At 45.4% G+C, this 13,068-nt stretch carries 14 protein-coding genes; all 14 read right to left on the minus strand.

Annotated features, from left to right (window positions below; translation table 11 throughout):
- Positions 1–120 precede the first annotated feature (120 nt).
- Positions 121–624 carry a PilN domain-containing protein gene (locus tag H8K52_RS18015; RefSeq protein ID WP_186924299.1) on the minus strand — a complete coding sequence of 168 codons (504 nt, stop codon included), beginning with the start codon at positions 622–624 and terminating at the stop codon, positions 121–123.
- Positions 621–1,403, minus strand: coding sequence for a hypothetical protein (locus H8K52_RS18020; RefSeq protein ID WP_186924300.1), 783 nt, complete (start codon positions 1,401–1,403; stop codon positions 621–623). Before H8K52_RS18020 ends, H8K52_RS18015 begins: the two co-directional genes overlap by 4 nt.
- Positions 1,384–3,042, minus strand: a complete 1,659-nt coding sequence (locus H8K52_RS18025) for a GspE/PulE family protein (protein ID WP_186924301.1) — start codon at positions 3,040–3,042, stop codon at positions 1,384–1,386. Before H8K52_RS18025 ends, H8K52_RS18020 begins: the two co-directional genes overlap by 20 nt.
- 98 nt (positions 3,043–3,140) lie before the next feature.
- On the minus strand, positions 3,141–4,328 hold the full coding sequence (locus H8K52_RS18030; protein ID WP_186924302.1) for a type II secretion system F family protein: 1,188 nt from the start codon (positions 4,326–4,328) through the stop codon (positions 3,141–3,143).
- A gap of 37 nt (positions 4,329–4,365) precedes the next feature.
- Positions 4,366–4,809 (minus strand): type II secretion system major pseudopilin GspG, encoded by a 444-nt coding sequence (gspG, locus tag H8K52_RS18035; RefSeq protein ID WP_186924303.1) that lies wholly within the window; start codon positions 4,807–4,809, stop codon positions 4,366–4,368.
- A 10-nt stretch (positions 4,810–4,819) separates the two neighbouring features.
- Positions 4,820–5,272, minus strand: coding sequence for a type II secretion system protein (locus H8K52_RS18040; protein WP_186924304.1), 453 nt, complete (start codon positions 5,270–5,272; stop codon positions 4,820–4,822).
- Between the two features lie 2 nt (positions 5,273–5,274).
- Entirely contained in the window at positions 5,275–5,670 is a 396-nt protein-coding gene (locus tag H8K52_RS18045) for a type II secretion system protein (protein WP_186924305.1), read from the minus strand.
- On the minus strand, positions 5,657–6,130 hold the full coding sequence (locus H8K52_RS18050) for a type II secretion system protein (protein ID WP_186924306.1): 474 nt from the start codon (positions 6,128–6,130) through the stop codon (positions 5,657–5,659). The genes H8K52_RS18045 and H8K52_RS18050 overlap by 14 nt, the downstream gene beginning before the upstream one ends.
- 10 nt (positions 6,131–6,140) lie before the next feature.
- Positions 6,141–8,465, minus strand: a complete 2,325-nt coding sequence (locus tag H8K52_RS18055; RefSeq protein ID WP_186924307.1) for a cohesin domain-containing protein — start codon at positions 8,463–8,465, stop codon at positions 6,141–6,143.
- 32 nt (positions 8,466–8,497) lie between these two features.
- On the minus strand, positions 8,498–9,004 hold the full coding sequence (locus H8K52_RS18060) for a hypothetical protein (RefSeq protein ID WP_186924308.1): 507 nt from the start codon (positions 9,002–9,004) through the stop codon (positions 8,498–8,500).
- A 6-nt stretch (positions 9,005–9,010) separates the two neighbouring features.
- The gene (locus tag H8K52_RS18065) at positions 9,011–9,406 is read right to left on the minus strand and encodes a GspMb/PilO family protein (protein WP_186924309.1); all 396 of its coding nucleotides are present in this window, start codon (positions 9,404–9,406) and stop codon (positions 9,011–9,013) included.
- 1,056 nt (positions 9,407–10,462) lie between these two features.
- Entirely contained in the window at positions 10,463–11,215 is a 753-nt protein-coding gene (locus tag H8K52_RS18070) for a hypothetical protein (RefSeq protein WP_186924310.1), read from the minus strand.
- 35 nt (positions 11,216–11,250) lie between these two features.
- A complete protein-coding gene (locus tag H8K52_RS18075) occupies positions 11,251–12,384 on the minus strand; it encodes an NAD(P)/FAD-dependent oxidoreductase (RefSeq protein ID WP_186924311.1) in 1,134 nt (377 codons plus the stop codon).
- A gap of 4 nt (positions 12,385–12,388) precedes the next feature.
- On the minus strand, positions 12,389–13,068 hold a 680-nt coding region (locus H8K52_RS18080), incomplete at its 5' end, for a LodA/GoxA family CTQ-dependent oxidase (protein ID WP_222613834.1).

The raw sequence follows: 13,068 nt of genomic DNA on the forward strand, positions 1-13,068 counted from the left end.
TGTTATTCGTCAATGCCAAAATAGTATTTATTTCGAAATTAATTTAATTTTGCAATCTAAAGTGGCAAGAACATGCAATTTCAGTGATCTCATCAGGATAGAGTCCATGAAGTCAAAGGACTACCTCAACGTTATTTTGATTTCAAATCCCACGGTTTCTAAGCGCTCTCTCGTCACCTTCTCTTGATGACTTAAATGTACGGTCCTTAAATTAGAATTATTTTCTAATTTTTCTAAAAATGCGACTAATGACGCCGTATTCGTTGCTTCGCCACGCAAAATCACCAAGCGACTGGCTTTATCAGGAAGTAGTTCTAACAATTCAATTTGCTTGTCTGTCGAGGTTTCAATTGCAGCAAAAAGGTGTTTCCAAGGATATTGTTTTTCCTTTTCTAACAACTCCCATTGCTTTTGCTCATCTTGTTGCGTTTTACTTATTTTGATGACCGGTCTTTTTGCCGCACGGTTTTCCATCTCAGTGACTTGCTCTAGAATCCTTGTCTGAACCTGATACAAGTTTACCGCTTTAAAACCAACAAACATTGTCATCCCGATGAGCACGAGTGCAGATAGCAGCCACAGCAGAAAATGTTTCGTCTTTGGTAAAAGGATCTTGGGATTCATTGATGAGGAACTATCTGAAATTGTCTGTTCAAGGTTTGGATTGTTAACTCTGGTAAGGCTTGTTTTATTGCAGTCCACGTTCGCTTTTGAGAATCGTTGTCGACCGCCCAGCAGTTGATTTGTCGACTATCCTCATGCAGGGCGTAAGTCCGCTTAACGAGACGTACAACGGAGGATTCGAACGATTGAGAGACCGGCTCAACGTCCAAACCGACCATCTCGCGGCCATTCAACACAATAGACGAAATACGACTCGGTTCCGACAAGACAATGAGTTGCTTGCCTGACCGCACTCTTGGTTGATTGCCGAAGTAAACCCTTGCGGTCATGGGCATGATTCTCTCAAAAATCAATTGCTGTTGCTCGCACAGCGCTTGTAATTGGCCCAGCCATACCTGACGAAAAGCATAAGCTAAACCAGCATTTCCATAACGAGCAAACTCCGCATGCATCAGCCAATCTTCGTCGATCACTTGATGCTGTTTTTCAAAACAAATTTGGGCGAAATTACGCACTTCTTCTTGTCGAAACAGTTGCTCTTTCCACGGCAATTGGACAATAGCGGCGAATCGATCCGATACAGAAAATGTGACTCGACTCTTTAAATCAATTTGATCTTTATGGGCGTGAATTAACTCAGTTAACACATCAAGTATTTGCTGCTCTACCCGCAAAGGTTCCATAGTAAATGGATGCTCTACGTTTATTCGTCGGTTCTGTAACCAAATATGTCCGGGGAATAAACCAATGTGCAGAGACTTAGGCCACAAAAGTGACACGATTGACCTCCTGTAAAGTGGTGTGTCCTTCTTTGACTAGCTCAAGCGCCACATCACGCAGAAATCGCGTACCTTCTAATCTAGCTTGTTCCTTGAGTGCTCTAATGGACGCGCGAGCAATGATCATTTCTCGAATCTCGTCGGTTAAGCGCAGGACTTCGGCAACAGCTCGCCGTCCTTTATAGCCTGTGTTGCGACAGTGCGTACAACCCCGACCTGCATGAAATCGATAGCTATGAGGATCGGTGATTCCTGATTCGAGTAAGATTTTTTGATCGATTTCCACGGGTTCGTTACAGTGCGGACAATTTTGTCGCAGCAATCGTTGTGCGACGACACCGGTTAATGAAGACACAAAGTTATAGGGATCCACACCCATGTGCATAAAACGGCCAATCACATCAAAGGTATTGTTTGCATGCACCGAAGTAAATACCATATGCCCTGTCAACGCTGACTGCACGGCGATTTGTGCTGTTTCGGGATCACGAATTTCACCCACTAAAATTTTATCCGGATCGTGACGCAAAATGGAGCGCAAGCCAACGGCAAAGGTCAGTCCTTTTTTTTCATTCACGGGAATTTGCAAGACTCCTGGTAATTGATACTCGACTGGATCTTCAATCGTAATAAACTTATCGTGCCCATGATTAATCTCTGTTAACGCGGCGTAAAGTGTCGTCGTTTTGCCGCTACCAGTTGGCCCTGTGACTAGCATCATGCCATAGGGTTCGGACGCTAAACGCCGCAATAATTTTTTGGTCTCGGCATCAAAACCCAAGGAATCTAATGATAGTTTTTGTACACTGTCGATGAGTGCCTTTTTATCTAAGACACGAAGAACAGCATCCTCACCGTGGATGCTGGGCATAATCGAGACGCGAATATCGATATCTCGACCTTTTACCGCAACCCTGAATCGGCCATCCTGAGGAATCCGTTTTTCGGCGATGTCTAATTCCGCTAACACTTTGATACGAGCGATTGCCTGCTCGGCAAGGGAGATATTGTTGACTGACGCGATTTGATTTAATACCCCATCAATACGAAACTTTATCACCAAGCCTTGTGGTAAAGACTCAATATGAATATCACTGGCTTCTAAGCGAAGCGCATCAAACAAGGTGGAGTTAATCAACTTGACCGCCGGGCTTGACTCACCTTGAATTGAAGTCAGCGTCATGTCGGCACTGGCGTCGCGCGTAAGCTCACTGACCTCTTCTAAACCAACTGCGTCGGCCACGGCACTAAAAGCGCCCTCATGAAATTCCAGTGTTGACTGAATTAACTTTGGATCGGCGAAATAGATTTCGGTGATTGCTAATGTCGAAAGCCAGGCTCCGATATTGGTGTCGAGTGGAATTCCGATCACAGCGCATAAATCATTATTGGCATTGTCCCGGTTGATGGTGCCAACTATCACTAAGCGCTCAAGCATTTCTGCATAAGGAACGTAGTCAAATGCGGGATGAATTTTGTGTTCACCCGCCAAGTCGGCGAATGGGTAATCCAGCAATTGGGCGGTTTCTTGCAATATATGTTCACGTGGAAGATCCATGCTCAGCGTCAACCATGACAGCCACTCGGTGACATCAGGAGACTCCTGCTTTGCTTGCAATAATAGGGGGAAAGTGAGCATGCTAAATTCTGTTTTCTTAAGTCTTTTAATTTCGAGCTTCTGATTACTAATTTTTCAGTATTGATATAGGCATCGCAAATGCGAATGTTTGATGTCACTTATACGATATTGGCCAAATCGAAAATCGGGCTATATAGCATCAACACAACGATACCGACAATCAACCCTATCCCCACCATCAACAAAGGTTCAATCAAACGCCCTGCAGCATCAATCCACATCGAGGTTTCTTGATCATAGAAATCAGCGATGCGTTCCATCATCTCATCCAAATTTCCCGACGACTCACCTGCCACCAGTAATCTTTGCGCAATCTCTGTACTTAAACCGTAACGCATTAACACATCAGAAATCGGATGACCTTCGCTCACTTCTTGGATGGTGCTCTCAAGTTGTCGGTTCATCGTCGATGGTAACGATGCTTGAGTCATTCGCATCGCTGTCAACACGCTCACACCGCTCTTGAGAAGCATACCTAAGGTTCGATACATACGCGCCATCTGCAATATCCATACTTTTTCACCAACCCATGGCGCACTAAGCATTTTTTTCGACAGGAACAAACGAATTTTAGGATGCACAATTAGCGTCACTACCGACACTAAGATCCCTAGCAATGAAAGCCACGCTAGCGCCGTATTATTTCTCACAAAAGTACCCCAGGCCTGGACAAATCCTACGGTCGCATTCGCGGTATTCGTATCGTCATAAATTGCACTAAAACGCGGTAACACATACAACAACAAAAAGGAAATCACTAAAAACCCTACACTCAATAAAATGGCGGGATAGGTAGCCGCTGCAACAAGCTTGCCGCGTATTTCGTTCACTTGCGTTTGATACTGAGTAAAACGCTGAATCGCATTCTTGACCGTTCCGGTGGTTTCACTTGCCTTGACCATGGCAATATACAAAGCAGGGAAAGCTGAAGGTAGTTTTTGCATCGCTTCGGAAAGCTGACATCCTTCGTGCAGTGCCTTAAGCAAAGTGTCAAAGATAGAACGATGATGTCCACGCTTATCATTGCGCCCCAGTACTTCAATGGCGTCGACGATTGTCTGACCAGCTTCCAATAAAGAATAGAGCTGCTGGTTAAACACCATCAGATTAAAGGGCTTTTGGCGTGTGGCGGTTAAACGTGGCCCACGTACTTGCTGCAGATGCATAAGACGATGCCCTGCGGCGGCAATGAAGCGACGCGCTTCACTATCGTCGACCGCCTCCACATCGATGAAACTGATATTCATCAATGCATCAACCACCTTGGCTTTAAATTGTTTCGTCATTGCGGGCCGTCAATGTGCACACGAGCTAGCACAAGACTCATTGCCAACTCAAAATATCCGCGTCTTCACCGCCACCACCACTCTTGCCGTCATTGCCATAGGAAATGATTTCATAATCACGGCCATCAGTACCAGGCGACTTGTAAATATACGCTTTACTCCACGGATCTAAAGGAGTTCCTTTTTTGATATATGGGCCACGCCATAATGGCTCATTTGCTGGTTGGGAAAACAAGCTTCCCAATCCTTGTTCGGTGGTAGGGAAATGCTCAGTATCGACACGAAATTGATCGATGGCACGGTCAAACGCTTCCATTTGCGCCTTAGCGACTTGTGTTTTTGATTTGCCGATCTGTCCGAAATATTTTGGGGCGACAAAAGCCGCTAACAAACCAATAATCACAATCACCACTAACAGTTCAAGCAAAGTAAAACCGGATTGTTTTTGGTCGGTTTGTAAAGTCGTACGTGAAGAAATCATAGTAAATCTCTCAAGGTTGATAAATAAAATGCCAGTCGCTGTAACGCGTTGCGCCGGTAAAACTCACTACATCTGCTGGGAAACCTGCCGTCTTGATCGGCTTTGCTGCCGACAAAGAATAGATTCCCATAATGCCCCCTTCTTTATCTCGGACGACTCCCCATTCTTCACTCAAGTTCATCGGATCTCGATAAAGACGCCTCAAAGGTCGAGCGATTTTTGTCGCCCTGTCGTCAAGCAATAAATCAGCCAATTCTTTAGGGAATTTTTTTACTGTCCCTGGTGAATTCTCATAGTATTGCCGGATTGCTTTCTTGTATGCCTGCCCTATCCAAAGCAGCTCAGCTTCCTTTTCTCGCCTCTCCGTCGTTGCGATGTTTTCCATCGCGCGAACTGAAACGATGGCAACTATGGAGACCAAAAACAAGGCGATCAAATAACTAAACCCTTGTTGCTTATACATACTCACCAATCCTTAAACCAGGTGCCGTCACGCGCTTTGTTTGGTGCACTCGATCGCACGTTCGAAATCACACCTAAGCTAGTATCTTCCGGCGGCACCAACACCCAGCTTCGCGCGCTCAGGGTAAACGGATCGATCGGAACACTTCTTAAATATTTTTCTGTGACCAAATCTTCCAATGCATCTGGATACTTATTTTTATCTCCATAATACTTATCGATCGCATCCCGCAATACATATAAATCTTCACGCAGCACCGCTTCTTTCGTCTTATCGATATTACCGAAATACTTTGGTGCAGCGATCGTCAAAATAATAGCGACAATCGCCAGAGCCACTATCAATTCAATTAACGTAAAACCGTTTTTACTCTTCTTAGGCTTATCACCATTGCGCATAAGGTACTCCGTTTAGGCCCGTCTTACTCGACAAGGAATACACATCAAAAACATCATCTCCTTCGCGCGGCTGATCTGGTGAGGATTGAAAGCTTCGCAGTCCCCATGTTTTCATCGCAGGCACACTAGCATCGCTGTGAAACGGATCACGGGGGATCTTCCGAAGAAAATATAACTTCGGTGCATTAGGTCTACTAACATCGCTGATCCCTGAAACCAATTCAATCAAACTTGGAGGATAGCCACTTTGATCCTCACGCAAAGCAATTTTCCCGCTACTAGCCGCCACCTTATACGCATCAATCGCCTGCCGAATATCACGCACAGCGACTCGCAACTCACGCTCTTTTTCGCGTCGAACGGTGGTTTCTACAAACGGCACCGCAACCGTCGCCAAGACGCCGATAATGACGACAGAGGCAATCAACTCAATAAAACTAAATCCTGATTGATATTTCATAAAACGATCATTAGGGTTCAATTTGTAGCTTGTGAATTTGCGGCAACGCAGGTCGATCTACCGCTTGATTCACACCGATCGGCGTCATTCCCAAGACGCCAATTTCCGTTTCACCGGCACTACGCAAGACTTTGTAGGTTACCGATAAGAGCTTTGTTTTTTCTTTGATCTGAACACCTTCGCTATTTCCTAAACCGATTGACACTCTTCCACTTGGCACATCGACCGAATGTCCGAAATTACCCTTCCCGTTCCTACTGAAGTAATCGCCATCTTTCACCGCAATAATCTCAATCTCAGCTGGGTTGAACGATAATTGCATGGAAGCTGCCCGCAGTGTTTGTCCACTTTCGATTTCTAAATCTAGTGTTTGCACGTCGTCTTTCTTGGCTTTTGACGGGCCATGCCAATTAATTTTTGGGGAATTGGCTCCAGCAACTGACGTTGGTATCGACGGTGAGTTCGATGTTTGCGATTTCGCGCTCGCAGACTTACCTGCTGCATCACCACTCTCGACTGGTCTCAACGTCAGTGCTTTGTTTTTCAGCATGGTTTCCGTACCAGACCAAAAACTCTCCGCAGAAGGACTCGCTCTTTGAATATTTCGAATCAACCGCGGTGTGATCGATAGAACAATTTCGGTCTTTTGTCGGTTATCACTCTGGTTGGAGAATATCCGTCCAAGAACAGGAAGATCTCCCAACAAAGGAATTCGATTTGCAGATGAGCGATCTTCATCGCTAATCAAGCCTGCCAAAATCTGTGTTTCCCCATCTCGCAAACGCAATGCACTACTAAAATTACGCGTTCCGATTTGATAAGCTTGTGAGCCATTATTAGTCTTAATTGAGGATACTAAAGAGCTCACTTCCATCGAAATTTTTAGACCAATTTCGTCACGTAAATGAATATTGGGTTCGACCTCTAACTTCAACCCAACATCCAAGTAATTAATATTTTCTGAGACAAAATTACCAGTCGTCGTCGTGGTCACGACTGGCACCTTATCGCCGATCATAATCTTCGCTTTTTCCCGATCACGCACACGAATACTTGGATTGGCTAACAAGTTAGCATCACCGTCTGTTTTCTTGAGATTTAAAGTCGCGCTAGGCATTGTAATTCCGAGCAAATCAGAATTAAGACGTTTCATATCATTTAGGCGTAAGGTCTGACTCGCCGAGGACGTACCATTACCTACACTGCCATTCCCATTGGAATTGATAATCAACTCATTGAGTGGCGCCACGGTGAATTGGCTGTTCACTTGTAAGCCAAGATTGAGCAAACTCGATCGATTGATTTCCAGAACCTCCACGTCGATCATCACTTCTGGCTCTTCGAGATCATGTAAATTAAGGAGCTTTTCAGCTAGTGCAATCGTTTCTGAATTCTCTCGTAGAATCAGCATATTGTATTTGTCATCGACAAAAATATCTTTGACTTTCAACACGGTCTTTAACATATTGGCCGCATTTTTCGCTTCCACGTTCGCCATGTAAAAGGCCTTTACAATTAAATCTTGATATTCTTTTTGCTTTTGACCGGTGTTCGGATAAATCAACACACTGGTCGAATTCAACACCTTTTTATCCAATTGATTGGTCGATAAAATCACATCGATTGCATCATCTAGGCTGGTACCTTTCAGAAACACCGACGTCCGTTGATCATTGCGAACATCACGATCAAAAATGAAATTAATGCCCGTGGTACGGGACAGTGCATCAAAAATCATCTTGATACTATTGTCGCGAAACTCTAGATTGATCGGCTTTTTATAATTGGCACCTAAACTCGGGGTAGAAATCACTTCTTTCGCTTGCAAGGTATCAAGCTCGCGTTTGAGCGCGCGTGCTGCAGGCATTTCCGGTGCATTGCGTAGGGCACGTGACACCCATTCTTGCGCAACCACCAGTTCACCACGTTGCAATGCTTCACGTGCAGCCAATACTTCATCCTTTGCACTCGCAAACCGCAGCACATCTTCTTTTCCGGCTAGCGCGCGTGGATTTTCTGGATCATATTGAAGGATGGTTTGATAGGCCTGCACTGCCTCCTTAGTTTGTCCTAAACTTAAGGCTGTTCCGCCAGTCATGAGCAACTTGTTGGTGGCACTTTCGCGCACTTTTAGCCAATCGCGCCGAAACTCAATGTCATTTGGTTTTAACTTCGTCGCTAACTCAAGCTCTTTGACTGCCGTTGCAAAATCTTGACGGGCGAGCGCATTCATCCCATCGCGATGATGAAAACCGGCAGCGCACCCAGCAAGCAGCATCGCAACAAAAATGCAGAGAAGGCGACTAGAAATAGTCGGAATTACGGTTAATTTCATGCGTGATTTTTCATAAATAGGTGAACGATCATTCATTCGATCGATAAATATTGTTTCTCACCAGTGGGCAAATGTTCGAGCTCTACACTTTGGTCTGTAATTTTGATGACTTTATAGACGCTTTCGATCACCTCTCCCACCTTGGCAATGTGGGTCTGTTCACCACGTCCGAGATACACCACGACGTTACCCTCGTCCGTCAACTTTCCGAGGAAGCGATACGGCAATGGCGGTGGGTCAACTGGTGCTTGCGGAGCGGGCGCGGTTTCAGCGACAACTGTCTTGACGACCTGGTTGACAACAACAGGAACGGGAGTCGCTGACCACCCTCTCGGTGAAAATGGGTCATCGTTTTTATTGCCCAATTCGTCTTCTACATCGACGGATGTGCCTTGCGCCACATTTTTCGATGCGCTCATCGCCTTTGGCACTGTAAGCGGTTCAAAAGTATCGACTTCTGGGGCAATCGGGTAAATGATCGCAGCGATGGTGGCCGCAAGCGAACTCAATAAAAACAACCAACGATATCTTGCAAACATGACCAACTAAGCCTTACTAAAATAGGCTGACAACACGAGTTCGCAATGGAGATCGATAGAGATAATGTCTTCGCGCGAGCAAGATATCCCGTCTAACAAAATATGCGGAGATTGCTCTTGCAAGTGGCTAATCATTTTTTTCAGCACGGGATAACGCGACAACACACCAAAGCTGATGCGATAACGTAGATATGCTTGATTGGTATTATCGTCCAACACATAGGACACTTCTTCCAAGCCCACCTGCATATCTGACGCGACGGTATTTAGAGTTTGGACCAGTTTGGCACTATCGAATGCAGGAAGTTGTATCAGCGGCTGGGAGAGGGCTTCCGCTTGTTTTCGCTCTTGTTTAATTTGTTCAATTTTCGCGATGGCCTCGCGAAGTTGTTGCTTAGGCAAATCTCGCTCTAGCCATAATTTAACGTAGATCCCTGTTAGGGAAACACAGAGTATCAATAGGCTTGTTATCAACAGAGAAAATAATGGTCGTGTTCGATAGCAGCGCAAGCTATGAAAACGAATTGATGAGGTAATCACTGAAAGCATAGAACGAGGAGAAGCAATTACCTAAGAAAAAGATTGAAACAAGTATAGTTTTTAATTGTGCAGTGTTTAATTAGCCGAAATAATAACAGAAAATTTAATTTTTCCATTGAAACAAAGGCAAGTTTTGACTGATATTTGTGATTGACTTATATCGCTGATTTAACGTTTTACGCGATTCTGTTCGTGGAAGTAAAAGTGCCCATTTGTGCGAAGTCAATTTGCCAATCCCTGAACGTACTGAAGTAAAAGTACTAATAAAAACAAAATGTCAGATTCTGCTATCCACGGATATGATTTGGTTGGCAAAATATGGTTATGGTTTTCACCCCGATATTTGCGTAGCAGCCCTCGTTAATCTATACACTGCTTCCACGAATCCAATCCAATTCATAGAAAGATTGCGGCTTGTGTAACAAACTACATTTCTTGAAGACAAAGATGTAGTTTGTTACACTACACACCAGTCAACTGGAACATTTAGATGTGTTTGACTCCCTTAGTGCGGGATCGCCTCAAATAATGAGCTCACCAAGTATCTCTACGACTACCGAGCTTTGCGACAAATTGCGTGCAATTTTTGATTGGTAGTCGTTCCTCTTAAAATTGTGGCGCGTATCAGAATTACTTCACTTTCATCGATGAATTTAAAGTCTAAATGCGTAAATCGATCAGATTTACTTCGTCGGACAGGTAGAACAAGTACTAGGAGCAGAATTGACGTTGCGCGTGTATAAAGTTTTTCATCACGACTACGAATGATTGTTTAGCTTTAATCTGACTCACAAGGACTGTCATAAATTCCGACTACTATTACTTCATAAGGTAAATTCCACTCCAACACCTTTTTACGTCCTTTGGTAGCTTCTGAGGTTCGCCATGAAACAAGTGACAGACTTACCCGAGGTATTCCTAAGACTCGAAAACAATCTCCCTCTTTCGCAAAATCAAGTCTCCTTCCCAATCCTGTATTTTTGCAAAAGCAAAACTGCCATCTTCCACCGGAAATGGTCTTTCATTTAGCTTCATTTGAAATTTCACATAGTTATACCCAACACCACTTGTTGTGATTCTTGTTCGCGTTCCAATAGATTCGATAAATGATCGACTTGCTTCATACATTCTGAAAGCATTGGTCGAATCCTTGGCGTCATATCCGTCGATCGGATGAAGTGTATCGAGCACAGATGTACCATTAAACTGCGTGATTGGATGGATTTCAAAAACGTGGTCTGGATTCGTGTCGATCGCTTTCACGACAGGATTTCCTTGTACAAAATCACTACTATCACCGCCATGTTCATTCCAAATACGCCAAGCCCCCGACATCTGTACGCTAGATCCACTTTCCGCAAAATTTACTGTTTCCAGAAGCAATTCTTTATGTTCTCTCGCATTCATAAATTCCGCAACTAGAGGCAAGGCGATTTCCTTAGGACATCTCACGGCAATATGCATATCACCATCTTTCGACGGTGAGTTCGCCTTGCCTTTCGAATGATCGACAACACAGCTAGCGGAGATGGTCGCTCTGTTCTTATACTTTTTTATGAATGAATTTTTCAGTGTTAGTTGAACCTCTGCAAATGAGGTGGAGATAACGCCTAAGATAAGTAGAACAGAAACGAGCGCTTTTTTGTACTCGATGAATCCAGTTTGTTTCATAAAAGCTCCTTTTGAATGTTGATGGCACAACGCAATTAAATTGCTAACTGTCGAGACTCCATACCACGTCGAATTGACCAAAATGGTTCATCTCTAAAACGAACGACACCCGCATAAGTCGCGTTGAGATGCTGACGATAGCGCCTATGCACTGCGCGCATTTCATCAAGAAAGGCAACTCTGGCTGAGACCATCTCTTCTGGACTTTGTAATATCGCTCGTGCTGCACTTTCAGCTGATGCCAAGGCATGGAAGAGCCCCTGAGACGCTATCGGATCAAAAGAGAGTAAGGCATCGCCGATAGCAAAGAAACCTGGAGCTGTCGCCACCATGGCATCCAGGTCGAGCTTTGCACTAGCTGCAGGACGAGCATAAACCGGCGCTGGCATGCACCCTATAAGAGCCTCGGCGAGGATTGGCAACGCCCGTGCTTTGGCGAGAAGATAGTCTGGTCTTCGCAGAGTTTTTAATTCGGGATCTGCACTATCAAGGTGAAACGCAAGCACGCGGTGCCCTGATGGCACTCTCACGCTGTACCACCAACCGTTATGATCCGCACTGATCCGTGTGCAGTGATCGTCATCATTGCTTTCGCAGGACAGATAGGCGTAAAGGCAGATCATGGGATCGTCGACGTGGCGAGAAATTCCCAACTGACGTGCAAGGTTGGCGCTTTGTCCCGATGCATCGACGAGGATCTTTGCTTGATGAATTTGCCCAGTATCTTCAAGTAATATTTGCCAGCGATCATCGCTTCTCTTGACTTGAAACTGACCACAGCCGTCAAGGAGTGTTGCTCCTGCCTCGACGGCTGCGGCGCGCAGGCCCGCATCAAAACGTTGGCGATCGAGATGCCAACCAGGACCGTTCGGATCGCGCATGGAATCAAAGTAGACAGGGTCATCGCAATCCCACGTTGATATGGTAGCCCTACGCTCAGCGTGCCCTTCGTTCAGAAAACTCTCAAGTACTCCCAGACGGTTCAGCAGTACCTTAGCTGCGCCTGGCAACGACTCGCCAATACGAGGAATTTCTGACGCATCACGGTCTTGTCGTTCCAGCAGCAATACTTTACATTGAGGCTGCAATCGCCGCGCCAGTGCCGAGCCTGCAGGCCCAGCACCAACGACAATAACGTCCCAATTCTCCAGTGGCTGATCAAGTTGCATATCACTAGACAGGTTTGGGTGTCCCGAGTATCGCTACTTTTCGCATCCGACTGTCGGTTTCGTAACGCTCCGTCTCAGTCATATCTTGACCGCCGCGATCTTCGACTTGCATCACTGGAGGAAAATCAGGATCGTTGGCAATCCCTGGACGTTCTTCGACGATACCTTGTTTGTCAAAACTCTTTACCATAGTTTCCAATTGGTTTTCATAACCCACACCTAAGGTACGATCCCAGTCGACTCGATTTTGAAACGCGGCAATACGTTCTTGTCGCGGTAGGTTGATGTCGATCACTTTTTGGTAGTCTTCATTGCTTAATACTTGATTTGGCACTCGAGCGGGCCAGAACGTCGGCAGGAATGGATCGTATTGGCGGTCATAGCCGGAACGACAGCTGGCAGTGTCTGTCTGCCACGGAATTGCCATCCATCGCGTAATTGAGCCTGGAAATTGACTGAACAACGGCCCGTTATAGGACAGTGCCTCCGCTGGGGTGAGCGTACTGCCATAATTGGGTTCTGGATTGTCTTGGCTACGATGGCGCCAACGATAAGGCTCGCTATACATCGTCGCATGTCGCACCGGCCAAGTCATTTCACAGCCAGGGTGGAAAGCATCAGCTAAGCAGAACTCTAGCGCCGAACGGTCAAGCATCGCCGGTTGTTCAGCCAAAGGCACTTCTT

The organism is Affinundibacterium seohonense, from assembly GCF_014284305.1.
GTDB classification, from domain to species: domain Bacteria; phylum Pseudomonadota; class Gammaproteobacteria; order Burkholderiales; family Burkholderiaceae_D; genus Undibacterium; species Undibacterium seohonense.

Excerpts from the sequence above, each read along its gene's own strand:
- H8K52_RS18015 (WP_186924299.1), bottom strand. The coding sequence starts at position 624 with ATGAATCCCAAGATCCTTTTACCAAAGACGAAACATTTTCTGCTGTGG.
- H8K52_RS18025 (WP_186924301.1), bottom strand. The coding sequence starts at position 3,042 with ATGCTCACTTTCCCCCTATTATTGCAAGCAAAGCAGGAGTCTCCTGAT.
- H8K52_RS18030 (WP_186924302.1), bottom strand. The coding sequence starts at position 4,328 with ATGACGAAACAATTTAAAGCCAAGGTGGTTGATGCATTGATGAATATC.
- gspG (WP_186924303.1), bottom strand. The coding sequence starts at position 4,809 with ATGATTTCTTCACGTACGACTTTACAAACCGACCAAAAACAATCCGGT.
- H8K52_RS18040 (WP_186924304.1), bottom strand. The coding sequence starts at position 5,272 with ATGTATAAGCAACAAGGGTTTAGTTATTTGATCGCCTTGTTTTTGGTC.
- H8K52_RS18045 (WP_186924305.1), bottom strand. The coding sequence starts at position 5,670 with ATGCGCAATGGTGATAAGCCTAAGAAGAGTAAAAACGGTTTTACGTTA.
- H8K52_RS18050 (WP_186924306.1), bottom strand. The coding sequence starts at position 6,130 with ATGAAATATCAATCAGGATTTAGTTTTATTGAGTTGATTGCCTCTGTC.
- H8K52_RS18055 (WP_186924307.1), bottom strand. The coding sequence starts at position 8,465 with ATGAAATTAACCGTAATTCCGACTATTTCTAGTCGCCTTCTCTGCATT.
- H8K52_RS18060 (WP_186924308.1), bottom strand. The coding sequence starts at position 9,004 with ATGTTTGCAAGATATCGTTGGTTGTTTTTATTGAGTTCGCTTGCGGCC.
- H8K52_RS18070 (WP_186924310.1), bottom strand. The coding sequence starts at position 11,215 with ATGAAACAAACTGGATTCATCGAGTACAAAAAAGCGCTCGTTTCTGTT.
- H8K52_RS18075 (WP_186924311.1), bottom strand. The coding sequence starts at position 12,384 with ATGCAACTTGATCAGCCACTGGAGAATTGGGACGTTATTGTCGTTGGT.